The organism is Nocardia bhagyanarayanae, assembly GCF_006716565.1.
Taxonomy (GTDB): domain Bacteria; phylum Actinomycetota; class Actinomycetes; order Mycobacteriales; family Mycobacteriaceae; genus Nocardia; species Nocardia bhagyanarayanae.
Genome location: NZ_VFPG01000001.1, coordinates 1,065,529 through 1,091,065, shown reverse-complemented (window position 1 = coordinate 1,091,065; position 25,537 = coordinate 1,065,529). Strand labels below are relative to the sequence as shown.

The 25,537-nt window shown below is 68.5% G+C and carries 26 protein-coding genes; 17 read left to right on the top strand and 9 right to left on the bottom strand.

Translation table 11 applies throughout. From position 1 onward, the window contains the following. Positions 1-165: 165 nt before the first annotated feature. The 4 genes from FB390_RS04375 to FB390_RS04360 all read left to right on the top strand — a co-directional run bounded on the left by FB390_RS04375 (position 166) and on the right by FB390_RS04360 (position 5,416). Positions 166-933 carry a sulfite exporter TauE/SafE family protein gene (locus tag FB390_RS04375; RefSeq protein WP_141807795.1) on the top strand — a complete coding sequence of 256 codons (768 nt, stop codon included), beginning with the start codon at positions 166-168 and terminating at the stop codon, positions 931-933. A 139-nt stretch (positions 934-1,072) separates the two neighbouring features. Then, positions 1,073-2,746 (top strand): alpha/beta hydrolase, encoded by a 1,674-nt coding sequence (locus tag FB390_RS04370; protein ID WP_246123847.1) that lies wholly within the window; start codon positions 1,073-1,075, stop codon positions 2,744-2,746. A 138-nt stretch (positions 2,747-2,884) separates the two neighbouring features. Further along, positions 2,885-4,471: a GMC oxidoreductase gene (locus FB390_RS04365; RefSeq protein ID WP_484213829.1), complete on the top strand. Its 1,587-nt coding sequence runs from the start codon at positions 2,885-2,887 to the stop codon at positions 4,469-4,471. 96 nt (positions 4,472-4,567) lie between these two features. Then, positions 4,568-5,416, top strand: a complete 849-nt coding sequence (locus FB390_RS04360; protein ID WP_141807793.1) for an ion transporter — start codon at positions 4,568-4,570, stop codon at positions 5,414-5,416. Between the two features lies 1 nt (position 5,417). Here FB390_RS04360 and FB390_RS04355 read toward each other — a convergent pair whose 3' ends face one another. From FB390_RS04355 to FB390_RS04340, 4 genes are all read right to left on the bottom strand, one after another. Continuing rightward, a complete protein-coding gene (locus FB390_RS04355) occupies positions 5,418-6,632 on the bottom strand; it encodes a low temperature requirement protein A (RefSeq protein WP_141807792.1) in 1,215 nt (404 codons plus the stop codon). A 131-nt stretch (positions 6,633-6,763) separates the two neighbouring features. Beyond that, positions 6,764-7,285 carry an SRPBCC family protein gene (locus FB390_RS04350; protein WP_246123846.1) on the bottom strand — a complete coding sequence of 174 codons (522 nt, stop codon included), beginning with the start codon at positions 7,283-7,285 and terminating at the stop codon, positions 6,764-6,766. A 180-nt stretch (positions 7,286-7,465) separates the two neighbouring features. After that, entirely contained in the window at positions 7,466-7,660 is a 195-nt protein-coding gene (locus tag FB390_RS04345; protein WP_141807791.1) for a DUF1918 domain-containing protein, read from the bottom strand. Positions 7,661-7,718: 58 nt separating this feature from the next. After that, a complete protein-coding gene (locus FB390_RS04340; RefSeq protein ID WP_141807790.1) occupies positions 7,719-8,291 on the bottom strand; it encodes a TetR/AcrR family transcriptional regulator in 573 nt (190 codons plus the stop codon). Positions 8,292-8,364: 73 nt separating this feature from the next. Here FB390_RS04340 and FB390_RS04335 point away from each other — a divergent pair, with 73 nt between their 5' ends. Next, entirely contained in the window at positions 8,365-8,931 is a 567-nt protein-coding gene (locus FB390_RS04335; RefSeq protein WP_141807789.1) for a dihydrofolate reductase family protein, read from the top strand. 47 nt (positions 8,932-8,978) lie between these two features. Further along, positions 8,979-9,554 (top strand): dihydrofolate reductase family protein, encoded by a 576-nt coding sequence (locus FB390_RS04330; protein ID WP_141807788.1) that lies wholly within the window; start codon positions 8,979-8,981, stop codon positions 9,552-9,554. Positions 9,555-9,560: 6 nt separating this feature from the next. Here the strand turns inward: FB390_RS04330 and FB390_RS04325 are convergent, their stop codons facing one another. Continuing rightward, positions 9,561-9,971 carry a YjbQ family protein gene (locus tag FB390_RS04325; RefSeq protein ID WP_141807787.1) on the bottom strand — a complete coding sequence of 137 codons (411 nt, stop codon included), beginning with the start codon at positions 9,969-9,971 and terminating at the stop codon, positions 9,561-9,563. 165 nt (positions 9,972-10,136) lie between these two features. Here FB390_RS04325 and FB390_RS04320 point away from each other — a divergent pair, with 165 nt between their 5' ends. From FB390_RS04320 to FB390_RS04310, 3 genes are all read left to right on the top strand, one after another. Further along, complete coding sequence (locus tag FB390_RS04320) at positions 10,137-11,402, top strand: aspartate kinase (RefSeq protein WP_141807786.1); 1,266 nt, start codon at positions 10,137-10,139, stop codon at positions 11,400-11,402. A gap of 78 nt (positions 11,403-11,480) precedes the next feature. Then, positions 11,481-12,515, top strand: coding sequence for an aspartate-semialdehyde dehydrogenase (locus FB390_RS04315; protein WP_141807785.1), 1,035 nt, complete (start codon positions 11,481-11,483; stop codon positions 12,513-12,515). A gap of 116 nt (positions 12,516-12,631) precedes the next feature. Then, the gene (locus FB390_RS04310) at positions 12,632-13,243 is read left to right on the top strand and encodes a hypothetical protein (protein ID WP_141807784.1); all 612 of its coding nucleotides are present in this window, start codon (positions 12,632-12,634) and stop codon (positions 13,241-13,243) included. Positions 13,244-13,341: 98 nt separating this feature from the next. Here the strand turns inward: FB390_RS04310 and FB390_RS04305 are convergent, their stop codons facing one another. Both FB390_RS04305 and FB390_RS04300 read right to left on the bottom strand, forming a co-directional pair. Then, entirely contained in the window at positions 13,342-14,700 is a 1,359-nt protein-coding gene (locus tag FB390_RS04305; RefSeq protein ID WP_141807783.1) for a serine hydrolase domain-containing protein, read from the bottom strand. Positions 14,701-14,776: 76 nt separating this feature from the next. Continuing rightward, positions 14,777-16,045: an APC family permease gene (locus FB390_RS04300; protein WP_141807782.1), complete on the bottom strand. Its 1,269-nt coding sequence runs from the start codon at positions 16,043-16,045 to the stop codon at positions 14,777-14,779. A 363-nt stretch (positions 16,046-16,408) separates the two neighbouring features. Between FB390_RS04300 and FB390_RS04295 the strand changes: the two genes are divergently transcribed. Both FB390_RS04295 and FB390_RS04290 read left to right on the top strand, forming a co-directional pair. Then, positions 16,409-17,725, top strand: a complete 1,317-nt coding sequence (locus tag FB390_RS04295) for an ATP-binding protein (protein WP_141807781.1) — start codon at positions 16,409-16,411, stop codon at positions 17,723-17,725. 13 nt (positions 17,726-17,738) lie between these two features. Then, positions 17,739-18,824 carry a tetratricopeptide repeat protein gene (locus FB390_RS04290; RefSeq protein ID WP_141807780.1) on the top strand — a complete coding sequence of 362 codons (1,086 nt, stop codon included), beginning with the start codon at positions 17,739-17,741 and terminating at the stop codon, positions 18,822-18,824. A 47-nt stretch (positions 18,825-18,871) separates the two neighbouring features. On the opposite strand, the gene FB390_RS04285 is transcribed toward FB390_RS04290, so the two are convergent. Further along, positions 18,872-19,489: a TetR/AcrR family transcriptional regulator gene (locus FB390_RS04285; RefSeq protein ID WP_246123845.1), complete on the bottom strand. Its 618-nt coding sequence runs from the start codon at positions 19,487-19,489 to the stop codon at positions 18,872-18,874. A 169-nt stretch (positions 19,490-19,658) separates the two neighbouring features. On the opposite strand from FB390_RS04285, the gene FB390_RS04280 reads away from it, so the two are divergent. From FB390_RS04280 to FB390_RS04255, 6 genes are all read left to right on the top strand, one after another. Continuing rightward, the gene (locus tag FB390_RS04280; protein ID WP_141807779.1) at positions 19,659-20,876 is read left to right on the top strand and encodes an alkane 1-monooxygenase; all 1,218 of its coding nucleotides are present in this window, start codon (positions 19,659-19,661) and stop codon (positions 20,874-20,876) included. Continuing rightward, entirely contained in the window at positions 20,876-21,061 is a 186-nt protein-coding gene (locus FB390_RS04275; protein WP_141807778.1) for a rubredoxin, read from the top strand. The genes FB390_RS04280 and FB390_RS04275 overlap by 1 nt, the downstream gene beginning before the upstream one ends. After that, the gene (locus tag FB390_RS04270; protein WP_141807777.1) at positions 21,058-21,243 is read left to right on the top strand and encodes a rubredoxin; all 186 of its coding nucleotides are present in this window, start codon (positions 21,058-21,060) and stop codon (positions 21,241-21,243) included. The genes FB390_RS04275 and FB390_RS04270 overlap by 4 nt, the downstream gene beginning before the upstream one ends. Continuing rightward, on the top strand, positions 21,240-22,469 hold the full coding sequence (locus FB390_RS04265; protein ID WP_141807776.1) for an NAD(P)/FAD-dependent oxidoreductase: 1,230 nt from the start codon (positions 21,240-21,242) through the stop codon (positions 22,467-22,469). Before FB390_RS04270 ends, FB390_RS04265 begins: the two co-directional genes overlap by 4 nt. 117 nt (positions 22,470-22,586) lie before the next feature. Continuing rightward, positions 22,587-23,036, top strand: a complete 450-nt coding sequence (locus FB390_RS04260; protein WP_141807775.1) for a Fur family transcriptional regulator — start codon at positions 22,587-22,589, stop codon at positions 23,034-23,036. Between the two features lie 71 nt (positions 23,037-23,107). Next, complete coding sequence (locus tag FB390_RS04255; RefSeq protein WP_141807774.1) at positions 23,108-24,598, top strand: catalase; 1,491 nt, start codon at positions 23,108-23,110, stop codon at positions 24,596-24,598. 85 nt (positions 24,599-24,683) lie between these two features. Here the strand turns inward: FB390_RS04255 and FB390_RS04250 are convergent, their stop codons facing one another. After that, positions 24,684-25,421 carry a TetR/AcrR family transcriptional regulator gene (locus FB390_RS04250; protein WP_141807773.1) on the bottom strand — a complete coding sequence of 246 codons (738 nt, stop codon included), beginning with the start codon at positions 25,419-25,421 and terminating at the stop codon, positions 24,684-24,686. Positions 25,422-25,537: the final 116 nt, after the last annotated feature.

The window sequence follows — 25,537 nt, the reverse complement described above, 5'->3', positions numbered from 1 at the left end:
GAAGAAGTGCCCGCTGCATGATTCTGACGAGTTTAGCGTGTCGCGGCGCAGCGCTGGAAGCCCGGTCCGATTGCGCGTGGTATGCGGGGGTGTCGATAGCGTGCCTGAAGAACTGAACGCTTGTACGGGCCGCGGGTCCGACGGGACGTCTAAGGAACGTATCGGATGACTTGGCTCGAACTACTCGCCGTCCTCGGGGCGGGCATCGCCGCGGGCGGGATCAACACCATCGTCGGCTCCGGCACCCTGATCACCTTCCCGGTGCTGCTGGCCTTCGGGCTGCCGCCGGTCACCGCGAACGTGTCGAACACCATCGGCCTGGTGCCCGGCTCGATCAGCGGCGTCATCGGCTACCGGCGCGAACTCGCCGGTCAACGTTCCCGCCTGCTCCAGCTCGGCACGGCCTCGCTGCTGGGCGGCATCACCGGCGCGGTGCTGCTTCTGGTGCTGCCCGCGGCGGCGTTCAAGGCGATCGTGCCCGCGCTGATCATCGTGGCGCTGATCCTGGTCATGGTGCAGCCGCGGCTCGCGGCCTGGGTCAAGCGGCGGCGCGAGAACGGCAACGGGACGGTGCCGGAGCACGGCGGACCGATCCTGCTCGCTGCGGTGTACGGCACCGGCATCTACGGCGGCTATTTCGGCGCGGCGCAGGGCGTGCTGCTGATCGGCCTGCTCGGCATCTTCGTGCACGACGAGCTCCAGCGGCTCAACGCCGTCAAGAACGTGCTCGCGCTCATCGTCAACGCGGTCTCGGCGGTCATCTTCATCGTGGTCGCCGAGGTGAACTGGCAGGCGGTGGCGATGATCGCGATCGGTTCGATCATCGGCGGCCAGCTCGGCGCGCACTACGGCAGGCGGTTGTCGCCCACCATGCTGCGGGCGGTCATCGTGGTGGTCGGCGGCATCGCGGTGGTGCGGCTGCTGGCGGCCTGACCCGTGCGAGCTGGTAGCCCGGCCGCGGCGGACCGCAGGACGAGACGGCAAGGCGCGGCGGCGAACTCGGGGATCTCAGGGGCGAATTCGTCACTAAGGATGACGACGCGCGCGGTGCCCGCGGCACAGGATGGTCACCGTGCGTAGGTGGAAGTTCATGCTGATCGTGGTCGCGGCGGCGGCGCCGGTGCTGACCGCGTGCACCGCGGTTCAGCAGGCGTCGGCCGTCTCGGAGCTGGTCCGGCAGGCCGACGCGGCGCCGACGCCGGAACTCGACTGGCGGCCATGCTCCGACGCCGATCTGATCGGCTTCGAGTGCGCTACCGCCGCGGTGCCGCTGAACTACGCCGAGCCCGAGGGCAAGACCATCGAACTCGCGGTGGTCCGGCAACTCGCCACCGATCCCGAGCGCCGCGTCGGCACCCTGTTCACCGCCGTCGGCGGGCCCGGCGGCTCCGGTCTCGACTGGGCGCGGCAGGGCGAGCTGGCCGAGGGTGAGCTCCGCGAGCGCTTCGATGTGGTGACCTTCGACCAGCGCGGTATCGGCCGCAGTGCCGCGGTGCGCTGTTTTGCCGACGACGAGCAGCAGCGCCGGTTCTGGGACGCCACGCTGCTACCGCCCGCGAACGCCGAGCAGGAGCGCGCCGCCGAGCAGTCCGCGCGCACGCTCGCGGAGGGCTGTGCGAAGCACAGCGGCGAATTGCTCGGGCACCTCACCACGGTCGACGCGGCCAGGGACCTGGATCTGCTGCGGCGCGCGGTCGGCGAGGAGCGACTGACCTACACGGGCGGGTCCTACGCCAGCTATCTCGGGCAGGTGTACGGCGCGCTGTTCGGCGAGCGGGTGCGCGCCCTCCAGCTGACCTCCATGGTCGACCCGAAGGTCTACACCGACGACGTCCGCGCCTCGGTCATCGATACCGCCGCGGGCACCGCGGAGATCCACGCGGAGTTCCTGCGGCTGTGTGCCGAGGCGGGAAAGGCGAAGTGCGCCTTCGCCGGTGGCTCCGAGCGCTCCGACCTGACCGGTCCCGCCGCGCCGCCGGAGCGGGCCGAGAAGGCGGGCAGCGCCGGGCCCGAGCGCGTCGAGACCACCATCCCCGAGCCCGTCGACACCGGGGCGGATCGGTTGCGCGCCAGGGACGATGCGCTGCTCGAGCGGCTGCGCCAGGGCCCGATCACGGTCGGCGCGGGCGAGCACGCGTTGCCGGTGCGCTACAGCGAGGTCGCGCAGGCGCACGCGCTGCTGCTCTACAGCCCGGAGCGCGGCTGGCCCGCGCTCGCCGAGCTGCTCATCGAACTGGAACGCGGCCCGGCGGGCGATCCGGCGAAGGTGCGCGAGATCCTGGCGGCGGGCGCGCCCGGCTACGACTTCCTCGACGCCTTCACCGCGATCACCTGCGCCGACCAGAGCGCAGGCTGGCGGTCCGCCGACTGGCCCGCTCTCTCCCGCGAGATCGCCTCCGCGGAACCGCTTTTCGGCCCGTTCTGGCTCGCCATGCACCAGCCGTGCGCGATGTGGCCCGCGCCGGACGACGGCTACCCGCAGCGCCATACCGACCCGTGGACGCTCGGCTCCGACAAACCCGCGCTGCTGCTGAACAACCGCTTCGACCCGGTGACGCCGCTGACCTTCGCCAAGCGCGCGCAGCAGGAGTTGGTCAACGCCAGGCTGGTGGTGGTGGCCGATGGCTACGGCCACAATCCGGACGGCGACTGCGTGCGACAGCTGCGCGAGGGCTACCTCGTCGACCTGAAACTGCCCGCACCCGGCGCCACCTGCGCCGCCGATCGGCGGCCGTTTGCGTCCTGACCCACACCGCTCGTCGGGGGACCGTGACGTTTCACAGTGGAGTGCGTTCTCCCGGTCGGGCGCGCTATTCTGCGCTCGGCCATGCGTGATGAGGGAGGTGGCCTGGTGCACAGACGCGCCTTTTTCAAGGCGGCGGGTTTGGCAGCGCTTTTCGGCGCTGTTGGTTCGACGCTCGACTCGCGGCCTGCCGCGGCCGACCCGGTCTGGCACACGATGTTCCAGAACTGGGTGCCGGAAATCTTTGCGCCACTTCCCGATCCGCCCGAGCATTCGCCCGCGATCGTCGTCGGCTCCGGTTTCGGCGCCGCCGTCACCGCCCTGCGGCTCGCCGAGGCAGGCGTGGCCAACACCGTGCTGGAGCGCGGATCGCGCTGGCCCAACGACCCGTGGCGGGAGATCTTCACCGGCGACGACCTGCCCGACGGCCGCGGCTTCTGGCACCGCACCGATTTCACCGGCGTCACCAAGGTTCCGGTGCATTTCGCCAAGTTCGGCGGCGTGCTCGACTGCACCGAATACCCGGGCATCGATGTGTGGCGGGCGGCGGCGGTCGGCGGCGGCTCGGTGATCTTCTCGGGCGCGATGATCGCGCCGGAGCGCCGCTTCTTCGACGAGGTCTTCCGCGGTTCGGTCGCCTACGACGAACTCGAGCGCGTCTACTACCCGCGGGTGCGCCAGATGTTGCGGCTGGACCCGATTCCAGCCGACATCTACGCCTCGGCCCCGTTCGCGCACTCCCGCGCCTGGGACGACCAGGTGCGCAAGGCCGGATATCACCCGCTGCCCAACGATTCGATCTTCACCTGGGACATCCTGCGCGGCGAGCTGGCGGGCACCACGCGGCCGTCGGCCACCGTGGCGCGCAGCAATCTGGGCAACTCGAACGGCGCGAAGTTCGACCTCAACCAGAACTACCTGCGCTACGCCCAGCAGACCGGCAGGTCGACGGTGTTCCCCGGCCACCGGGTCGACGCCATCGGCAAGGAGTCCGGCGGTCGCTACACGGTGAGCATCAGCAAGCTGGCGCCGACCGGCGAGGTGCTCGGCACCCGCACGCTTACCTGCGACCGGCTCTTCCTCGGCGCGGGTTCGATCGGCACCTCCGAGCTGCTGGTCCGCGCCAGGGCCACCGGCGCGCTGCCGGATCTCAACGAGCACATCGGTGAAGGCTGGGGCACCAACGGCGACGTGGTGCTCGCGCGCGGCGCCAGCTCGGTGGCCGGGTTCGGTCAGGGCGTGCCGAGTGCGAGCCGCATCCTCGACGAATCGTCGGTGCCGGTCACCCTGGAGAACTGGTACATCCCCGGCATCCCGTTCGAGACGGGCGCGCTCGCCTCGCTCGGCATGGTGCTCGACCCGACGCGCAGCCGCTTCGGCTACGACCGGGCCAGCGACTCGGTGGGGCTGTCCTGGTCGACGCGCAATCGCGACGAGGTGGTCGCCGCCGCGCGGGCCGTCGACCGCCGCATCGCCGAACGCGCCGACGCGCTGGTGGAATACGGTGCGCTCGGCTACGACGCGAACGCGCTGTTCACCGCGCACCCGCTGGGCGGCGCGGTGCTCGGCCTGGCCACCGACGGCCACGGCCGGGTGCACGGGCATCCGGGTCTGTACGTGATGGACGGCGCGGCCATGCCGGGCAGCGCCGGCGCGGTGAATCCCTCGCTGACCATCACCGCGTTGGCCGAGCGCAACATCGAGGAGATCATCCGCTCCGGGCGCTGAGCCGAGGATTTGCCGAGAACCGGGTCCGGTCGGCCGTTTTCGGGCGGCGGGCCGATTACGCTCGGCGGGGACGTCGGCGTCGAAGGGATCTTTTCCGTGACAGTCCCCACCACACCATCGGACTTCGCGAAGGCACCGTACGCGGACGAGTACCCGCGTAAACCGCCCGCGCTCTGGACCGATTTCGTGATGCTCGCGCTCGCGGTGGTCTCGGTGGCGCTGGTCGTGTGGATCACCTTCTTCCCGGTGTCCGACCGCACCTACCGGACCATCGTGATCGTCGACTACGGGATCTGCGCGGTGTTCGCCGCGGAGTTCCTGTGGCGCTGGCGCAGGGCGGGCTGGCCGTGGACGTTCCCGTTCGTCTACTGGTACGAGGTCATCGGCATGATCCCGGTGGCGAACCCGTTGTTCCGCGGATTCCGGCTGTTGCGTCTCGTGGTGATCCTGGTGCGGCTGGCCAGGGTGGCCGACCGGGTCTTCGGCGATCGGGTGACCGCGGCGGTGGTCAACCGGTTCGTCAAGACCATCGTCGACGTCATCCGTCGGCCGATGACCATCGCGGTGCTCGACGAAGTGGCGCACGTGCTGCGCACCGGGCACTACACCCGCAACATCGCCGCCGCGCTGGAGGAGAACCGCGCGGAGATGGACGAGATGATCCTCGAGCTGATCAAGAAGGATCCGCAGGCCGGGAAGGTCCGCTACATCCCGTTCCACGACGACATCATCCGGCTGATCGCCGACACCAGCTTCCGCATCGTGTTCCAGGTGCTCGCCGATCCGCGTACCGACGAGCTGGTCTCGGACATGATCAGGGAGAACGTGGAACAGATCCGGCAGGCGGTGCGCGACGGCGTGCGCGTCGAGCCGTCCGCCTACGGCCCGACCCCGCACGAGCGCACGCTGCGCTACCTGCTCGCCAACGACAAACCGCTGGCCTGATTCATCCGGCGTGCGTGCCGTGCCGGATCTCGTCGCGCGGCCGCGCGTATCGCACGGTCTCCCAGAGAATCAGCCCGATGAGCACCACGCACAGCATGACCAGCGAGGCCAGCGCGGGCAGCGCGGACGCCAGCGGGGTGAGGGCGAGCAGCAGGGCCGCCGCGACCACGCGCGGGACGGTGATCGTGCGGGTCGCGTAGTGCTTGAAGCCGACCAGCGCGAGCAGGTAGATCACCACGCCGCCGTAGAGCGCGAACAGCGGGATGCCGTAGAGCGCGTCCTTCAGTGTGTGATGGGCGGAGTCGCCGACGTAGTAGAGCACCTTCTTGAGGCCGAGCGAGAGCGCGATGATGCCGACGACCATCGGGAAGTGCCAGTACGTATAGCAATTGCGGGCGATCTTGATCTGGCGTTCGCCCTCGGCGCGCTTCAGTTCGTGTTCCACCGAGAGCGCCGCGACGTCGAAGTATGCCCACCACAGCAGGCCGGAGACCGCGAGCCCGAGCATCGAGGCGAGCGCGATCGGCCAGGAGATCGGCAGCCCGGCCACGCCGATGCCGATCGAGACGATCGATTCGCCGAGCGCGACGATGATGATCAGGCCGTGCCGTTCGGCGAAGTGGGTGGCCGAGTTGAGGCGCCAGTCCTCGCCGGCGAGCATCGTCCACAGCATGTCGCCGACGATCGCCGCGATCCACAGTCCGATCTGCACCGCGCCGTCGGTCATCGCGGCGATCACCAGCAGCGTGGTGCCGATGGTGATCGACCCGAGTCCCCAGCGCACCACCTGTCCGCGCAGCTGCGCGTCCTCGGCGCTGGCCAGCAGGAAGACCCCCAGGTGCACCACGCGCACCAGCAGATAGGCGATCGCGAAGACCAACGGGCCGAACCAGCCGCCCGCCATGTCGTCGAAGGCCTCCGGGATGGTCAGCGCGGCGAGGAACGCACCGCCCATCGCGAAGAACATGGCCACCCGCGTGATGCCCTCGTCGGCGCGGACCACGTTGCCGATCCACGCGTAGGCGATCCACACCCACCACATGACCGCGAGCACGAGCAGCGCGCGCAGGATGTTCTTGGCGCTGGTGTCCCCGGCCGCGAGGGCGGTCACCATGGTGAACGCGAAAACCAGGACGAGGTCGAAGAACAGCTCGAGCTGGGTCACCGAGGCGCCTTCGGCCATCGGTTGGAACCGAACCCGTTTGGTACCGATCATGCTGCTTATCGTCGCACTCGGGCCGGTCCGGCGCGGCCTTGAAACAAGGTCCGACCGTGGTTTTTCGCTCAGGGCGTCATCGGCGATCCAGAATTATGCGCGCTCGCTATATAGCGAATTATGCGCACTCGCTATACGGAATGAAAACTCTCGGATTCCGGGTAGCTTTCCGCGAATTCGATGAAGTTCTGCACCACCGTTTCATTCCAGCGTTGCACGGTTCGTTTCATCAGCAAGCCGGGCAGCGGGAGGCGGGAATGCAACTCGGAGTGGTACCAGACGTCGGTCCCGCCCGCGCCCTCGGAGACCTCGAACCAACCGCCGCCGCCAATACCGCGCGAGCTGTCTACGACCTGCCAGGACGAGCGGTTCTCGGTCCATTCGTATTCCAGCACCTGCAAATCGGAGCTGCCGAGCACGTCGGCGGTGACGTAAACGCGGTGCGGCCTGCCGTATTCGTCGCGAGTGGCCACGCGCGCGTCCTGATACATCGACCATTCCGGGAGCATTTCGATCGCCGCCAAAGCGTCGAGAACGTGAGCCGGACTTGCCTCGACGGTGAAGCGGATATCGGTTTTCGTGCGCATGCCTGTACCTCCGCCCCCCGGTGGATCAACTCGCCGATTCTGCACAGCGCTCTTCCCATTCGTCAACAACGAGGTCTATGGTGCGCGGTGCTACTGGCCAGTAGATATCGGTGGGGGCCGGAACGACTTTCGCGTCGGCCGGGGCAGCGCGTATTCGATCGCTATTCGCGGTGGTCGGGTCGGCGACCCGCCGGGAATCGGCGGGTCTGTTCGTCCTATCGGCCGGGCGGCGCGGTTCAGGTGCCTTTACGTGCGATCACTCGGGTGCTCGATCGTCGCGTCCGGTCCGGGATACACCAGGGATTCGTGTCCGTCCGTGAAACGAACCACGTAGGGCGGGCCGCCATCCGATCCGCGGACCTCGATGATCTCGCCTTGGCGATCACCTTCCCCCACCACGTGTCCGTGCACGTGCAGTCGGTCTCCAACGTTCGCCATCATCGGTCCATTATCGGATGGCCGTGACGTGTGTCACAAGGTTCCGGCGAATTCGCGCCGTTCAGTCGCGGACGAGTCGGTCGACCGCCGTCTCGATCAGGTGCATGCTCTGTTCTTCGGAGAAGATGTCGGGCAGCGTCATCCGGTCCACGATCAGCCAGTTCAGCGCCAGGTAGAGCAGCCGGACGGTGTCGGCGTCGCCGGGCTGGCCGGATTCCAGGTGGTTGCGCACGTTGAAGTCGAGGTCCTCGCGTACCCGTTCGGTGAGCACCGCGCGCAGCTCCGGTCGCCGGGTGGCCTCCAGGCGCAGTTCCAGCATGGCGAGGTAGCCGGTGCGGAACGCCTCGATGCGCGCGACGATGTCCTTCATCAGCTCGGTGATGTTGGCGCGCGTGCGCGGCCCCTCGGTCACCTTCGCCATGGTCTCCTCGCTCGGTTGCAGCCGCTCGTAGAAGCGGCTGCCCACCTGGTTCAGCAGGTCGTCGCGGTTGGCGAAGTAGTTCGACGCCGTGCCCGCCGGGACCGCGGCCCGTTTGTCCACCGCGCGGAAGGTGAGGCCGCGCGCGCCCTCGTCCGCCAGTACCTCGATCGCCGCATCGATGAGCGCCTGCCGCCGTTCCGGGTTCGTCCGCATGTTGACACCACTCCAGTCGTAGTACTACAGTTCAAATCACTACAAACAGAGTACAACACGTCAGGTGGTCCGAATGCGAAAGCTTGTCTATTACGTCGCCGTCTCGCTGGACGGTTACATCGCGGGCCCCGGCGGGGAGTTCGACTTCTATCCGCTCGCGGACGACATGTCCGCCTGGATCGATGCGCACTACCCGGAGCCGATGCCGACTCCGATCCGGCCGCTCACAGGGATGCCGGTGGATACGCCGAACAAGAACTGGGACACGGTTCTGATGGGGCGCGGCACCTACGAAGCCGGCGGGATCACCAGTCCCTACGCGCACCTGAAGCAGTACGTCGTCTCCAGCAGCTTCGACCCGAGCAACGATCCGGCCGTCGAAGTCGTGGCAGGCGACCCCGTCACCCTGGTGCGGGAGCTCAAGCAGGCCGATGGCCTCGACATCTGGCTGTGCGGCGGCGGCAACCTCGCGGCCCAGTTGGCCGACGAGATCGACGAACTGATCATCAAGAGCTACCCGGTCGTCGCGGGCAGCGGCATCCCGGCCTTCGCCGGCGCCTTCACCCCGACGCTGTTCACCCCGGCCCGTCGCATGGAATTCAGCAACAACGCCCAGGTCACCTGGTACAGCCGCGCCTGAATCGCCCGCCGACACCGACCGAACCTTCCCCAGAAAGCAGGATCCCCATGCGAAAGCTCGTCTACTTCGTCGGCATGTCCCTCGACGGCTACATCGCCGGTCCGGACGGCGGCATCGAGTTCTTCCCCTTGGCGCAGGACTTCACCGAATGGCTCGGCGCCGAGTACCCGGAAACCCTTCCGACGCATGCACGTGCGCACTTCGGTGTCGCGGCCGACGCGCCCTGCAAGAACTTCGACACTTTGGTGATGGGTCGCGGCACCTATGAACCCGCCTTGCAGGTCGGCATCACCAGTCCCTACTCGCACATGCGGCAGTACATCGTTTCCGGCACGCTCGGCCGGATCGACGACCCCACCGTCGAGCTGGTCGACGGCGATCCGGTGAGTCTGGTCCGCCGGTTGAAGCAGGAGGGCGGCATGGACATCTGGCTGGCCGGCGGCGGCAAGCTCGCGGGCGCGCTGCTCGAGGAGATCGATGAACTCGTCGTCAAGAGCTATCCGGTCACGGCCGGTGCGGGCGTCCGCGCGTTCGACGGGCCGTTCCGGCCGACGATGTTCGCCCCGATCCGGCGTCAGGAGTTCGGCAACGGCACCCAGGTCACCTGGTTCAGCAGGGCATGAGCGTCATCATCCATCGGACAGGAACGACAGCCGAACCTGGCGTTCCGGGTTGTCCACGTTCAAATCGACCATGGCGATGGACTGCCAGGTGCCGAGCATCAACGTCCCGCCGATGACCGGCACCGTGGCATAGGGCGGGATCAGCGCCGGCATGACGTGCGAGCGGCCGTGCCCGCGCGAGCCGTGCGCGTGCCGCCACCGGTCGTCGGCGGGCAACAGATCGCGCAGCGCGGCGAGCAGGTCGTCGTCGCTGCCCGCGCCCAGTTCGATGATGGCGATACCGGCCGTGGCGTGCGGCACGAAGACGTGCAGCAGCCCGTCGCCGCCCGCCGCTCCGGCGAACTCCGCGCACTGCGGCGTGATGTCGTGCACCACCTCGCGGCGGCCGGTGGTGACCGCGATCAGTGAGCTCTTCATGGGCCCATCATTCCCGGTTCGCGGCGCTCCGCGGATGATCATTCGAGAGTTCCTGCGCGTGTGTGCTTTTGCACAGCTCGGGGAGGTAGCGACAAATCCCGTGGACGGCGGCCGGTAGTCTTGGTGGCTGTTACCAGCTGATTGTCGATCTTGGAGGACCCTGTCGTGGCTCTCGTTGTTCAGAAGTACGGAGGATCCTCGGTCGCTACCGCCGAGCGTATCCGGCGCGTCGCTGAACGGATCGTCGAGACCAAGAAGCAAGGCCACGACGTGGTGGTCGTCTGCTCGGCGATGGGTGACACGACCGACGAACTCCTCGATCTCGCCCAGCAGGTGGCGCCCGCGCCGCCTGCCCGCGAGATGGACATGCTGCTCACCTCCGGCGAGCGCATCTCCAACGCGCTCGTCGCCATGGCGATCCACTCGCTCGGCGCGGAGGCGCGTTCGTTCACCGGCTCGCAGGCGGGTGTGATCACCACCGGCGCGCACGGCAACGCGAAGATCATCGACGTCACCCCGAGCCGCCTGCGCGAGGCCTTGGACGAGGGCACCATCGTGCTCGTCGCCGGTTTCCAGGGCGTCAGCCAGGACAGCAAGGACGTCACCACGCTCGGCCGCGGCGGCTCCGACACCACCGCGGTCGCGCTGGCCGCGGCGCTGGAAGCCGACGTCTGCGAGATCTACACCGACGTGGACGGCGTCTTCACCGCCGACCCGCGCATCGTCTCCGACGCGCAGCGGCTCGAGCAGGTCTCCTACGAGGAGATGCTGGAGATGGCGGCCTGCGGCTCCAAAGTGCTGATGCTGCGCTGCGTCGAGTACGCGCGCCGCTACAACGTGCCCGTGCATGTGCGCTCGTCCTACACCGACAAGCAGGGCACCTACGTTTACGGATCGATGGAGGACATCCCCTTGGAGAAAGCAATCCTCACTGGCGTCGCGCACGACCGCAGCGAGGCCAAGGTGACCGTGGTCGGGCTGTCGGACGAACCGGGATTCGCCGCCAAGGTGTTCCGTGCCATCGCCGACGCCGAGATCAACATCGACATGGTCCTGCAGAACATCTCCAAGGTGGAGACCGGCAAGACCGACATCACTTTCACGCTGCCCAAGACCGAGGGCGCGCGCGCCGTGGAGATGCTGACCAAGCGCCAGAGCGAGATCGGCTTCTCCCAGGTCCTCTACGACGACCACATCGGCAAGGTGTCGCTGGTCGGCGCGGGCATGAAGAGCCACCCGGGCGTCACCGCGACGTTCTGCGAGGCGCTTGCCGACGCGGGCATCAACATCGATCTGATCTCCACCTCCGAGATCCGGATCTCGGTCCTGGTCAAGGACACCGAGCTGGACGACGCCGTGAAGGTGCTGCACCGCGCCTTCGATCTGGGCGGCGACGAGGTGGCCGTGGTGCACGCCGGAACGGGGCGCTGACATGATCGGGTCAAGCCCGGAGGCGGTAGCGGAGCGTGGCCACGTAGGGCTCCCGATCATGTCGAAAGGACGCTGACGATGGGTATTCGAGTAGGAGTCGTCGGCGCGACCGGACAGGTCGGCGCCGTCATGCGCAAGCTGCTGGAGGAGCGCGACTTCCCGGCCGACGAGGTGCGGTTCTTCGCGTCCGCGCGCTCGGCGGGCAAGAAGCTGCCGTGGCGCGGCGGCGAGATCGTGGTCGAGGACACCGAGACCGCCGATCCGTCCGGCCTCGACATCGCGCTGTTCTCCGCGGGCGCCACCATGTCCCGCGTGCAGGCCCCGCGGTTCGCGGCGGCGGGCGTCACCGTCATCGACAACTCGTCGGCCTGGCGCAAGGACCCCGAGGTTCCGCTGGTGGTCAGCGAGGTCAACCCCGAGGCGACCCGCAACCTGGTCAAGGGCATCATCGCCAACCCGAACTGCACCACCATGGCCGCGATGCCGGTGCTCAAGCCGCTGCACGACGAGGCGGGCCTGACCAGGCTCGTCGTCTCCAGCTACCAGGCGGTCTCCGGTTCCGGCCTGGCCGGTGTCGACGAGCTGGCCTCGCAGGTGCGCGCGGTGATCGACGACGCGGAGAAGCTGGTGCACGACGGCAGCGCCGTGGCGTTCCCCGCGCCGAACAAGTACGTCGCGCCGATCGCCTTCGACGTGATCCCGCTGGCCGGTTCGCTGGTCGACGACGAGTCCGGCGAGACCGACGAGGATCAGAAGCTGCGCAACGAGAGCCGCAAGATCCTCGGCATTCCGGAGCTGCTGGTGAGCGGCACCTGCGTGCGGGTTCCGGTCTTCACCGGGCACTCGCTGTCCATCAACGCCGAGTTCGCCGACCCGCTGTCGGTCGCGCGGGCCAAGGAGCTGCTCGCCGGCGCGCCCGGCGTGAAGCTGGTCGACGTGCCGACGCCGTTGCAGGCCGCGGGCGCCGACGAGTCGCTGGTCGGCCGCATCCGCCAGGATCCCGGTGTGCCGGACGGTCGCGGTCTCGCGCTGTTCGTCTCCGGTGACAACCTGCGCAAGGGCGCGGCGCTCAACACCATTCAGATCGCCGAGGTGCTGCTCAGCGACCGCTGAGCCGGCTTGTCGACCCGGGCCGTCCGATCCGCCGCCGGATCGGGTCGGCCCGGTCGTCGTATCCGGGGCTGGCACAATCGCTGCGGTAGGCGAGTTCGGCGTGGAGAGGTGGGCCGGTGGGTTCGTATGTCGCCGTGCACATCGCGGACTGGCCGCGGCTGGCGCGGACGGTGACCGAGCGGGCGCCGCGCCGGTTCGCCGACCTGGACTGGCCCGACGAAGACCACCGCCAGCGGTATCCGATCGGCTTGCGCTGGCTGGACAGCGCCGAGCACTGGATCGCCGAGTACCGCTTCCACGCCTACAGTTCCGCCGCGCTGCACTCCGAGTTCGAAGCGGTCTGGCGCGAGGCCCGCCTCTTCGTGCCGTGGGACGCGCCGACCGAAACGGCGGAGCTGATCGCCGATACCGACCTGTTCCTACGCGGTCTGTACGGCGGTGACCTTCCCGTCGAGCCTGCCGCCCACCACCCGTGGCGCCCGCACAGCGACACCATTCGGCCCACCACTTGGCTCGCCCACTCCCCGGCCCATCTGGCCACCCTGGCCAACCTCTGGGGCCGCATCGCTCCCCGCATCTCCGATCTGCGGCCGCATCTCGAACGCGAGACCAGCAACCGCCACCGCATCACCAACCCCGCCACCTTTGAACGCCTCCTCCGCGACTGGGGCGAGGTGGTCCACGAAGCCGACACCCGCCGCTGGGGCATGCTCGTCGACATGTGGTGAGCGCGCCACGGCGAGGCCGTACGCGATCCAAGCCGGTGCCGCTGTGTCGATCGGAGTCGCGGTGCCGCAGGGCGACATTCAGACGGTTCGCTGCCCGGTCAGTGGATGCCAGGGGTGCGCGGATCGGGCCCGAGGCAGGCGACGATGAAGCAGCCGGGGGCGAGATCCGCGAACGGGGGCGCGAGCTGGTAGTTCAAGCAGGAGAAGACATTGCAGCCCGGATACGCCGCCGGGCCGATACCGAATACCGCGAGCAGCAGGTTGGCGTCGACGAATTGGCGCGGATTCAGTCGCACCGGCGGCTCGACGTACGGCCCGGGATCGGGGACGGGATTCTCGGGCATGGCGGCGAAGAGCATGCGGAAGAACTCGTACGGCAGCTCGTCGGTGTTCTGCAACATGCCGGCAGTGCCCTGGCTGCTGACGTTGCCGAAGACGCCGGTCCACATCACCATCAAATCGAGCGAGGGCAGCACGAAGACGTTCTGCAGACCCAGCCCGGCCATCATGTACATATCGGGCGGCATGAACGAGGGCGATTCCGCGCAGTCGGGGCCGAGCCAGAAGAGGTAGCCGTAGCACGGGTTCGGCCGCGACGGCGTCAGCGCCATGCGGAGATACTCCTCGGACACGAGTTGCGCTGTGCCCCAGCGGCCTTCGTTGCTCACCAGCAGGCCGAGCTTGGCGAGGTCGTTCGGCGGGATCATCAGATGCGCGTAGCCGTAGGTGTTTCCGGCGCGATCCTTGGCCCAGTAGTAATCGGTGCGAAGGATGCCGAGCGGGGCGAACAGCTCGCGCTGCGCGAACTGCTGAAACGGCTCACCGATGGCCAGTTCGATGACGAACGTCAGCAGGTCGACGTTGCGCTGGCTGTAGCTGAAGACCGTGCCCGGCGGATTGTCCAGCGGCACCGCGAGCGCCTGCACCGCGCTGTGTGGATCGATGGGGACGACTCCGGTGATGCCCTCGGTGAGCACGCCCACCGTCATGCCCGATGTCTCGGTGAGCAGGTCCTCGACCCGGATGGCGCGGTGCGCGGCGTCGCCGAGGCCCGGGGGCAGGTACCTGTCGACTGGGGCGTTCAGGTCGAGCAGGCCACGGTCCCACGCCATGCCCGCGATCAGCGAGACCACACTCTTGGTCACGCTCCAGACGTTCCACGCCACATTGTCGGTCTTCGCGTTCTTCGGCCCTTCGCCGATCAGGCAGTTGTGGCGAAAGACCTGGACGTTGAAGCGGTTTCGGTGACTGGCGAACTCCAGCGCCGCCTGAAGCAGTTCGGCGTCGAACCCGGCTTGTTCCGGAGCGGCGCGCTGCGCCTCCCGACCGGAACTGACCTCGCAGCGAGCCTGTTTCGCGGTGGCGGCCGGGGCCGCGTGTGCGGTCGCGCCGAAGAGACTTCCCGCGACCAGCGTCACCGCCGCGATTCCAGCGAGGAAACCACAGAAACGCCCCATGAGAATGAGGCTAGCGCGACGCGCCCGCGCATACGGGCCAACAGGCGGCGGCGCGCGGCACGAAAATCGGGGCGGCTCAGCGAGCCCGGCGAGTCACCGCGTAGAGGGCGGCGCCGAGCGCGAGAACCCCGGCTCCGACGAGCACCGAAGCCGACGGCAGCGCCGCCGCGACGGTCACGCATCCGAACGCTCCGACCACCGGAATCCAGCGGGCGGGCCGGTCCTCCGCCGCGGTGAGCGTGCCGGCAGAGACATTGGCGACGAGGTAGTAGACCAGCACGGTGAACGACGAGAAACCAATGGCCGCACGCAGATCGAAGCTCGCCGCGACGACGGCGACCACGGCGCCGACGACCAGCTCCGCCCGGTGCGGCACGCCGAAGCGTGGGTGCACGGCGGCGAGCGCGTGCGGCAGGTACCGGTCGCGGGCCATGGCCAGCGTCGTGCGCGAGACGCCGAGGACGAGCGCGAGCAGCGAGCCCGCCGCCGCGACCACCGCGCCGATCCGCACCACCGGAGCCAGCGCCGGAGCGCCCGCTTCGGCGACGACCCGCGCCAGCGGATCGGTGGCCGCGGCGAGCCCGGCCGAGCCGAGCACCGCGAGCGCGGCGGCCGCGACGACGGCGTAGACCACGAGCGCGACGGCAAGCGCGACCATGATCGCGCGCGGAATGGTGCGCCGCGGCTCGCGCACTTCCTCGCCGAGGGTGGCGATCCGCGCGTATCCGGCGAAGGCGAAGAAGAGCAGCCCGGCCGCTTCCAGCACGTCGCGCGGACCGATCCGGTCCGGCAACGCCGTCGCGGTGGTGTGCGTTCCGGAGAAACCGACCACCGCCACCAACGCCAGCACGGTGAACACGATCCCGACGATGACCCGGGTGGCCAGCGCGGATTTCTGCACGCCGGTGTAGTTGATCGCGGTGATGGCGAGCACCGCGACGACCGCGACCGCGCGGGACTGCTCGGGCCAGGCGTAATGGCCGACGGTCAGCGCCATCGCGGCGCACGAGGCCGTTTTGCCGACGACGAACGCCCACCCGGCCAGATATCCCCAGAACGGGCCCAGTCTTTCCCGTCCGTATACATAGGTGCCGCCCGACACCGGATAGCGAGCGGCCAACCGGGCCGACGACATCGCGTTGCAGTGGGCGAGCAGCGCGGCGATGGCCAACGCGAGCAGCAGCCACGAGCCCGCTGCCCCGGCCGCCGGCGCGAGGGCGGCGAAGATCCCGGCGCCGATCATCGAGCCGAGACCGATCAGCACCGAGTCGGTGAGTCCGAGCCTGCGGTGCAGTGCCGGACCATGTGCGGCCGAACCGTGCGCGGCCGGATTGTGCGAGGTCATAGCAGCATCTTGGACCGTTCAGGTGAACGGCGCCTGTCATGCGAAACGCCGCCAGGTCGGGGGGTAACCTGGCGGCGCCGCGACGAGTAGCGGGACGCCACGCCAGCATCCCGACTCGGGTGTCGACGTCCCACAAGCGCCTCTCGGCGAGTGGTCGCTCGAAGCGACGAAGGGTGCGGCCCGGGGCTGTCCGGACGCCGACGGTGAGCTACAACCGGCGCCGGAATGGAACTATTCCAGCGCCCAAATGTGTTGTGCGTCACGCTGCGTGCATGTCGGGACGCGACCGGAGGACGCGGGGTTTCCGGACGGTGACCGTTTAGGATCAGCAAGGTATTCATGTGCTCGAACGGGGGGATCGCCGTGACCGATGATCCGGTGCTGATCGAAATGCTTGCCGCGCTGGACCGGAGCCCCGATGTGCTCGCGCTGCGGTTGCGGGTCATCGAACTGCTCGCCGAGCGGGGCCGCCACGCCGAGGCGCTCGCGCAGTGCGGCACCGCGCTGACCCAGGAGCCCGGCAACGCACGGGCGGTGGAGCTGCTGCAACAGTGCACCGCGGCGCTGGCGGGTGGCGCCGCGCCTCTCGCGCCTGCTTCCGCCGAGCCCGCGGCGCTTCCGAACACGCCCGCGGTCTCGGCGCCCGATGGGCAAGTGGCGGACGTGGAACCTGCTTCGACGTCGAACCCCGAATCGGTCGCGGACTACGACTGGGATGCCGCCGAGGACCAAGTCGCCGACATAGTCGCCCCGGCCTTCATCGACTCCGGCCCGGCGGAATACGCCGCGTCCTCCGACGCGGGCTTGTTCTCTCGCACCCGGGTGACGCTGGCCGACGTCGGCGGCATGGACGAGGTCAAGCGCCAGCTGGACCTCACGTTGCTCGGCCCGCTGCGAAACCCGGAGTTGGCCAAGGCGTTCGGCACGTCCGCGCGCGGTGGTCTGCTGCTGTACGGCCCGCCCGGCTGCGGCAAGACCTTCATCGCCTCGGCGGTGGCGGGCGAGCTCGGCGCGAACTTCTATCCGATCGAGATCGCCGACATCCTCGACATCTACACCGGCTCCAGCGAACGCAACCTGCACAGCGTCTTCGAGGTGGCGCGGCGCAACGCGCCGTGCGTGCTCTTCCTCGACGAGGTGGACGCGCTCGGCCACAAGCGCAGCCAGATGTCGGGCAACTCGGCCATGCGCACCGTGGTGAATCAGCTGCTGAACGAGATGGATTCGGCCACCGTCGACAACGAGGGCGTCTACATCCTCGGCGCGACCAACCACCCGTGGGACATCGACGTCGCGCTGCGCAGACCGGGCCGCTTCGACCGGATGATCCTGGTCGCGCTGCCGGATCCCGCCGCGCGCAAGGCGATTCTGCACTACCACCTGAGGGAGCGTCCGGTGGCGGGCATCGATCTCGGCGCGATCGCCGCGCGCACCGAAGGGTTCTCCGGCGCCGACCTCGCCCACGTGTGCACCTCGGCCACCCAGCTGGCCATGGCGGAATCGATCCGTACCGGCACCGTCCGCCCGATCGGCATGGCCGACGTGGAGGCCGCGATGGCCCAGATCAAGCCGAGTGCGGGCGCGTGGTTCGAATCGGCGCGCAACGTGGTCGAGTTCGCCAACGGGGACGGCAGCTACGACGAGCTCGCGATGTACATGAAGCGGATGAAGATGCGCTGAAAAGTCCTGCGGCATGATCAGTTTCGCGCACGACGAGGTCGCGCGGGCCAAAGTGCTCATCGACCTCGGCCGGATCGAGGCGGCGCAGGCGAAGCTCGGCGCGGTGCTGGCGGGCGAACCCGACAACGCCGACGCGCTGATGTTGATGGGCTACGCCTGGTTCCGCGTCGGCGAGTACGAGAAGTCCATCGGCTACAGCGCGGCCGCGCTGGCCGCGTTTCCCGATTACCAGTCCGCGCTGCGGGTACTGGCGCTGGCCGAACAGGAATTGGCGCACCTGGCCGAGCACGACCCGGCGGAACAGCAGCGGCACTACGATCGCGCGCTCGCCGCGGCCACCCGCAGCGCCGAACTCGACCCGGAGTACGTCGAGAACCTGCGCCTGCTCGCGGGGGTCCAGTCGGTGACGGACCCGGTCGCGGCGCTGGCGACCATCGACCGCGCGATCGAGATCGACCCCGCCCACGCCGACCTGCACCGCGTCCGCGGTTCGATCCTGCGGCGCGGCGGCTTCCCCGCGGCGGACGCGGAAGCGGCGCTGCGCGAAGCGCTTCGGCTGCAACCCGAGCACGTCGACGCCACCCAGGAACTCGCATTGCTCGACCTGGACCGCGGCGATCGGGAAGCGGGGGAGCGGGGCCTTCGCCTGGTCGCCCAGTGGGATCCGAGCCGCGCCGATTTCGTGCGCGCCACCCTCGCGGCCGTCGACGCCGAGGCTCGCCGCGAGCCGGAACCGTTGTCCACGCCCATGCCACCACCGCCGGAAGTGCGGTACCTGCCGGAGACGCCGCGCTCGAACTGGCGGATCTGGGTGTCGCTGATCTTCGGCGGCTTTTTGGTACTTCGGCTGATCTTCGCCGCGGCGGACTCCAACCCCGAAACGGAACCCTCGCGCCGGTCGCCGACGCATCAGGTGCCGACGTACCGCGTCCCGGGACACATTCCCACGCCGTCCTTTCCACCGGCCCCGCAACCGTGGCCGCCCTACTTTCCGCCGACCGCGTACCCGTGGCCGTCGAACTTCCCCCGGCCCGGTCTCACACCGCCGCGACCGCCCTACCGGACGCCGCCGGTCACGATCCCGCCCCGCGTGCCCTGAGCGGATCGGCGGAAGAGCCGCCGTATCCGCGTGACCGACGCGCATGCTCAAGAAGCTGGAGCTTCGACCGGCGCGAACAGCGCCCTGAGCGTCGCGGCGACCTGCGCGACCGCGCGCTCGACCGGGCCGAGCGGCTGGAAGAGGTGACTGAGGGTGAGCCGGATGACGATCTCCGTGCGCGCCGCGAGTTCCTCCTCGGACAGGTCGGCCAGCTCGTATCGCGCCCGCACCGCCGCGCCGACCGCGTCGAGCGCCCGGCCGAGAACCGGCTCCGGATCGGTCATCAGCGTGGGCAGCAGCTCGGTGTTGGCGGTCGAGCGCCCGGAAAGCACCGCTTCGAGCAGTGCGTTGTCGGAACCGGTGCGCAGCGTGAAGTCGACCGCGGCGGTCAGTCCCGCGATCACGTCGTCCGGGTGCTCGGCGAGGCTGTCGGAGATGCCGACCACGAAGGTCGCCAGCTCCTCCCGGATGACCAGGTCGGCCAGGTCCCGCTTGGTGCCGACCTCTTTGTAGAGCGCCGCACGGCTGACGCCTACCTCCTTGGCCACCCGCGACATGTTCACCGCACCCCACCCCTCGGTGCAGAGCAGCTCGCGCGCGGTCTCGATGACCCGTTCGCGCAGCAGTAACCGCATCTGGGAGTGAAATCTCGGCGCTTCCGGCACGCTGTCCATCGTACATAGATATCAATTTTGTCCGTCTTGTTGACACTAGGCGGAAAAGTGTATTCCAATTGGACACAGCAGCGCTGTTTGTAAAGTGCTCCACGCCACACAAGATCGCCCGGGCCCAGTGGCTTCCCGGGCAAGCGCGAGTTCCACGAGGAGACGAAGAATGACGACATCGCGATCGGAAGCGCAGGCACAGGCGCTGCAATGGCGCGACAGCAAGCGGTATCTGTGGCTGTTCGGCCTGGTCGCCCCCACTGCCGTGTTTCTCGCGGCCTGGTTGGTCTGGATGTTCAACGAATTCGGATTGCAGCCGGTGGCGCCGGTGTGGTGGTGGATCGGCCCGCTGCTCGTCTACGTGCTCCTGCCGATCCTGGACCGATTCTTCGGCCCCGACGGACAGAATCCACCCGACGAGGTGATGGAGCAGCTGGAGAACGACAAGTACTACCGGTACTGCACCTACGCGTACATCCCGCTGCAACTGCTGAGCCTGGTGTTCGCCTGCTACCTGTGGACGGCGACAGACCTGTCCTGGCTCGGCATCGACGGCGGACTCGGCCTGGTTTCCAAGATCGGCCTCGCGCTGAGCATCGGCACGATGGGCGGCGTCGGCATCAACACCGCGCACGAACTGGGCCACAAGAAGGACGAGCTGGAGCGCTGGCTGTCCAAGATCACCCTGGCCCAGACCTTCTACGGCCACTTCTACATCGAGCACAACCGCGGCCACCACGTGCGCGTCGCGACCCCGGAGGACCCGGCGAGCGCCCGTTTCGGCGAGACGTTCTGGGCCTTCCTGCCGCGCAGCGTGTGGGGCAGCCTGCGTTCGTCCTGGGAGTTGGAGAAGACCCGGTTGGCGCGAATGGGTAAGAGCCCGTGGACGATTCACAACGACGTGCTCAACGCCTGGCTGATGTCGGCGGTGCTGTGGGGTGCGCTGGTCGTGGTGTTCGGCCCGGTCGTGCTGCCGTTCCTGATCATTCAGGCCGTCTACGGCTTCTCGCTGCTGGAGACCGTGAACTACCTCGAGCACTACGGCCTGTTGCGCAGGCGGACCCCGGGCGGTCGCTACGAGCGCTGCACGCCGGAGCACAGCTGGAACTCCGACCACATCGTCACCAACATCTTCCTGTACCACCTGCAGCGCCACAGCGACCATCACGCCAACCCGACCCGGCGGTATCAGACCCTGCGCAGCATGGACGGCGCCCCGAACCTGCCGAGCGGCTACGCCAGCATGATCGGCCTGGCCTACTTTCCGCCGCTGTGGCGCAAGGTGATGGATCACCGGGTGCTATCGCACTACCAAGGCGACATCACTCGAGTGAACATCCAGCCGAGCAAGCGCCAGCGGGTGTTGGCGCAGTACGGGGTGCGGTGATGGCCGTCTACCGCTGCCCGATCTGCGAGTACACCTACGACGAGAGCGCGGGCGCGCCACGCGAGGGCTTCCCGCCGGGCACGCCGTGGTCCGCGGTGCCCGAGGGCTGGTGCTGCCCCGACTGTGGCGTCCGGGAAAAGCCCGACTTCGAAACCCTTTCTCTCACTACCGGAGACAAGCGATGAACACCGATTACAAACTCTTCCGATGCGTCCAGTGCGGCTTCGAATACGACGAAGCGCTCGGCTGGCCCGAGGACGGCATCGAGCCCGGCACCCGCTGGGACGACATTCCCGAGGACTGGTCCTGCCCCGACTGCGGTGCGGCCAAGGCGGATTTCGAGATGGTCGAGGTCAGTCGCGCATGACCGAACAGATCGTGATCGTCGGCGCGGGCGTCGCCGGAGCCACGGCCGCCAAGACCCTGCGCGCCGAGGGGTTTTCGGGCCGCATCGTCCTGGTCGGAGCCGAGGACGGCTTGCCGTACCGGCGACCCATGGTCTCGAAGGAACTGCTCGCGGGCGCCGCCCTCGAGCGAAAGGCGCTGCTCGAGTCCCCGGAATCCTGGCGTGACAAGGACATCGAGTTGTGCACCGGCGTCACGGTCGAGGACATCGATACCGAGCGTGGACGCGTGCGGCTGAACGGTGGCGAAGCGCTCGGCTACGACCGCTTGCTGCTGGCGACCGGCGCCCGCGCCCGCACCCTGCCCGCACCGCAGCGCAATGTGCACACCTTGCGCGGCGCCGCCGACATCGAACCGCTGCGCTCGGCGATCGACGCGGGCAAATCGCTGTTGATAGTCGGCGGCGGTCTGGTCGGCTGCGAGGTCGCGGCGACGGCGCGTTCGCTCGGCGCCGAGGTGACCGTGGTGCACGCCGGTTCGGCCCCGCTCGACCGCGTCGCCCCGCCCTCGGTGGGTTCGTTCTATCGAAAGCTGCACGCGGACAACGGCGTCCCGATCCTGGACGACGTCCGGCTGACGCGCGTCGAGGGCCACGAGGACGGCGTGACGGCGACCGCGCACGACGGCCGCGAGTGGACGGCGGGCGTGGCGCTCGTCGCCATCGGCTCGGTCCCCGACACGGCGCTCGCCGAGGCCGCGGGGCTGTCGGTCGACGACGGCATCCTGGTCGACGAGCACTACCGCACCTCCGCGCCGGAGATCTATGCCGCGGGTGACGCGGCGAAGCGCTTCGATCCGGGGCTCGGTGCTCACGAACGCACCGAACACTGGAACAGCGCGCTGGCGCAGGGCGCGGCCGCGGCGAAGTCGATGCTCGGTAAATCCGCTGTACGCCAAGACGTCTCGTGGGGCTGGTCCACCCAGTACGGTCTGAACCTCCAGTTCGCCGGACGCCTGCGGCACGACGACGACTTCGTGCTGCGCGGCACGCTCGCCGAGCCGAACTTCACCGTTCTCGCGCTGCGTCACCGTCGGCTGGTCGGAGCGGTCGCCATCGCCCGCCCCTCGGACATCCGGGCCGCCCGCGAGCTGATCGGCCACGGTGCGCTCCTCGACCCGGTCGCGTGCTCCGACGAATCCGTGGACCTGACCGAACTCCTCGTCCGGCACCGCGCGGAGCGGCGCTGATCCTTCGAGCAGCCTGGGTGTCGGTCTCGAACGACATCGCTGAGCATCCGAGGCGGCGGCAAGATTGGAAGAGTTCATTTTCTTGACTCATTCCAGATAAGCCGCCATGATGGGTTCATGCACACCAACCACACCGACCCGCGCGCCTTGCTGCGAGCGGCAGGCCTACGGGTAACCGCTCCCCGGGTCGCGGTGCTGGACGCGGTCGCGGCCCGGCCGCATTCGGACGCCGACCGGGTGGCTGCCACGGTCCGGGAGGCCCTGGGTTCGGTGTCCACACAGGCCGTCTACGACGTGCTCAACGCCTGTGTGCGCGCCGGCATCCTGCGGCGGATCGAACCGGCGGGCTCGCCCGCGCGGTACGAGACCAGGATCGGCGACAACCACCACCACCTGGTGTGCCGGAGCTGCGGCACGGTCGTCGACGTCGACTGTGCCGTTGGCAGTGCCCCGTGCCTGCAACCGCTGAACGATCACGGTTTCGTCGTCGACGAGGCCGAGGTCGTGTTCTGGGGCCTGTGCCCGACCTGCGGCTCGCGGGAGCGGCAGCCCGACGGGGCGGAGTGAACCCCGCCCACCCCGACAGCCCGGGCCGGCCCACCCCCCGGGACGATGCTCATCTGCGAAGGAGGCTTCGAATGACCAAGCCGACAACCACGAACACCGGAATCCCGGTCGAGAGCGACAACGAATCGCTCACCGCCGGCGCGCAGGGACCGATCCTGCTGCACGACCACTACCTGATCGAGAAGCTCGCCCAGTTCAACAGGGAACGGGTGCCGGAGCGGATCGTGCACGCCAAGGGCGCGGGCGCCTACGGTGAGCTGGTCGTCACCAACGACGTCAGCGAGTACACCAAGGCCAAGCTGTTCCAGCCCGGCGCGCGCACCGAGTCGCTGGCCCGGTTCTCCACCGTCGCGGGCGAGCAGGGCAGCCCCGACACCTGGCGCGACCCGCGCGGTTTCGCGGTGAAGTTCTACACCGAGGACGGCAACTACGACCTCGTCGGCAACAACACCCCGATCTTCTTCATCAAGGACCCGATCAAGTTCCCGGATTTCATCCGCTCGCAGAAGCGTCTGCCGGGCAACGGACTTCGCGACCACAACATGCAGTGGGATTTCTGGACCCTGCGTCCGGAGACCGCGCACCAGGTCACCTGGCTGATGGGCGATCGCGGCATCCCGAAGACCTACCGGCACATGAACGGCTACGGTTCGCACACCTACCAGTGGATCAACGCCGCCGGTGAGCGCTTCTGGGTGAAGTACCACTTCAAGACCGATCAGGGCATCGAGAACCTCACCCAGGCCGAGGCCGACCGGATCGCGGGCGCGGACGCCGACTATCACCGCAAGGATCTGTGGGAGGCGATCGAGCGCGGCGAATTCCCGAGCTGGACGGTCTACGTGCAGGTCATGCCGGTGGCCGACGCCGAGGGTTACCGCTTCAACCCGTTCGATCTGACCAAGGTGTGGTCGCACAAGGACTACCCGCTGATCGAGGTCGGCAAGTGGACGTTGAACCGGAACCCCGGCAACTACTTCGTCGACATCGAGCAGGCCGCGTTCGAGCCGTCGAATGTCGTTCCCGGCATCGGCTTCTCGCCGGACAAGATGCTGCTCGGCCGGGTCTTCGCCTACGCGGACGCGCACCGCTACCGCATCGGAACCAACTACGCGCAGCTGCCGCCGAACCGGGCCCGCGCGGCGGAGGTGAACTCCTACTCCAAGGAGGGCGCCATGCGCTACGACTACAACGACGCGAGTGTGCCGGTGTACGCGCCGAATTCGTTCGGCGGCCCGCACGCCGACCCGGAGCGAGCGGGAGACGCAGGCATCTGGGACTTCGATCCGGCCATCGTGCGCGCCGGGTACGTCCAGCACGCGGAGGACGGCGATTTCACCCAGGCGGGCACGCTCGTTCGCGAGGTGTACAACGACGAGCAGCGTGATCGGTTGGTGGACAACATCGTCGGGCACGTGCTCGGCGGTGTCCGCGAGCCGGTGCTGTCCCGGGTCTTCGAGTACTGGAAGAACGTCGACGCGGATCTGGGCAAGCGCGTCGAGGAGGGCGTGCGCGCCGGCCTGAACGGCAACGGCGCGACCCCGCCGCCCGCGCAGGGCTGATCCGGACTGACACGGGCACGACAAAGGTGCGCACCGACTACCGGTGCGCACCTTTTTCGTTCTGCCGCAGCGATTCCCGCGCCACTCACGCTCGCGCGCGGAGCGCGGGATCCAGGCCGTCGAGAATCATCTCGATCTGTTTCGCGAAAGTGTTGTCGGGCATCCGCACCTCGGCGGCGACCAGCCGAGACGCATAGCGCTTGTGCATCCGCGGGTATGGCCGGGACGCGACCTCGCCCGCCTCGAGCATCTTGCCGAGCCAGTCCGCGGTGTCCAGCCCGCTGCGCCGAATCACCGCCAGCGAGGCGGCTTCCGCCGCGGTGATCCCGATGACGTAGCCGAACAGCACGTTCATCGCGTTGTCGGCTTGCTCCTCGTCGAACCCGGCGGACTCGAGCACCGTGATCACGCCCTCGGCGGAGCGCATCATGTTCGGCCCCAGGTACAGGGTGCCGATTTCGCCGAACACCGTCGCCATCCACGGGTGGCGCAGGATCAGCTCGCGCAATTCCGTCGCGAACTCCCGCATGGCCGCGCGCCAGCCGCCGGGGTGCGCGGGATCGGGCACGGTCAGCTCGCCGATGACCTTGTCCGCGGCGAGCTCGACGATCTCGTCCTTGTTGGTGACATGCGTGTAGAGCGAGGTGGCCCCCGCGTTCAGTTTCGCGCCGAGCTTGCGCATGCTCAGCGCCTCGATGCCCTCGCTGGCCAGCAGCTCGATCGCCGTATCGACTATCTGCGCGCGGGTCAGCGCGGGCTGATCGCGCTTGCGTCGCTGCGGCCGTGTCCATACGGACTGGATCTCCCCGTCGTCGGCTTCCACCTGCGTTCCTCCTCGGTCGTCTGGTCAGCCTATCGCGTCCTCGCACGGCGTTCGTACAGATGGACGCCGTGCGGTATTGCGAACACTGTTCGGTGAACGTACAGTGTTCGGAGTAA

Excerpts from the sequence above, each read along its gene's own strand:
- FB390_RS04375 (WP_141807795.1), top strand. The coding sequence starts at position 166 with ATGACTTGGCTCGAACTACTCGCCGTCCTCGGGGCGGGCATCGCCGCG.
- FB390_RS04355 (WP_141807792.1), bottom strand. The coding sequence starts at position 6,632 with ATGATCGGTACCAAACGGGTTCGGTTCCAACCGATGGCCGAAGGCGCC.
- FB390_RS04345 (WP_141807791.1), bottom strand. The coding sequence starts at position 7,660 with ATGATGGCGAACGTTGGAGACCGACTGCACGTGCACGGACACGTGGTG.
- FB390_RS04340 (WP_141807790.1), bottom strand. The coding sequence starts at position 8,291 with ATGCGGACGAACCCGGAACGGCGGCAGGCGCTCATCGATGCGGCGATC.
- FB390_RS04335 (WP_141807789.1), top strand. The coding sequence starts at position 8,365 with ATGCGAAAGCTTGTCTATTACGTCGCCGTCTCGCTGGACGGTTACATC.
- FB390_RS04330 (WP_141807788.1), top strand. The coding sequence starts at position 8,979 with ATGCGAAAGCTCGTCTACTTCGTCGGCATGTCCCTCGACGGCTACATC.
- FB390_RS04325 (WP_141807787.1), bottom strand. The coding sequence starts at position 9,971 with ATGAAGAGCTCACTGATCGCGGTCACCACCGGCCGCCGCGAGGTGGTG.
- FB390_RS04315 (WP_141807785.1), top strand. The coding sequence starts at position 11,481 with ATGGGTATTCGAGTAGGAGTCGTCGGCGCGACCGGACAGGTCGGCGCC.
- FB390_RS04305 (WP_141807783.1), bottom strand. The coding sequence starts at position 14,700 with ATGGGGCGTTTCTGTGGTTTCCTCGCTGGAATCGCGGCGGTGACGCTG.
- FB390_RS04300 (WP_141807782.1), bottom strand. The coding sequence starts at position 16,045 with ATGACCTCGCACAATCCGGCCGCGCACGGTTCGGCCGCACATGGTCCG.
- FB390_RS04290 (WP_141807780.1), top strand. The coding sequence starts at position 17,739 with ATGATCAGTTTCGCGCACGACGAGGTCGCGCGGGCCAAAGTGCTCATC.
- FB390_RS04280 (WP_141807779.1), top strand. The coding sequence starts at position 19,659 with ATGACGACATCGCGATCGGAAGCGCAGGCACAGGCGCTGCAATGGCGC.
- FB390_RS04275 (WP_141807778.1), top strand. The coding sequence starts at position 20,876 with ATGGCCGTCTACCGCTGCCCGATCTGCGAGTACACCTACGACGAGAGC.
- FB390_RS04270 (WP_141807777.1), top strand. The coding sequence starts at position 21,058 with ATGAACACCGATTACAAACTCTTCCGATGCGTCCAGTGCGGCTTCGAA.
- FB390_RS04265 (WP_141807776.1), top strand. The coding sequence starts at position 21,240 with ATGACCGAACAGATCGTGATCGTCGGCGCGGGCGTCGCCGGAGCCACG.
- FB390_RS04260 (WP_141807775.1), top strand. The coding sequence starts at position 22,587 with ATGCACACCAACCACACCGACCCGCGCGCCTTGCTGCGAGCGGCAGGC.
- FB390_RS04255 (WP_141807774.1), top strand. The coding sequence starts at position 23,108 with ATGACCAAGCCGACAACCACGAACACCGGAATCCCGGTCGAGAGCGAC.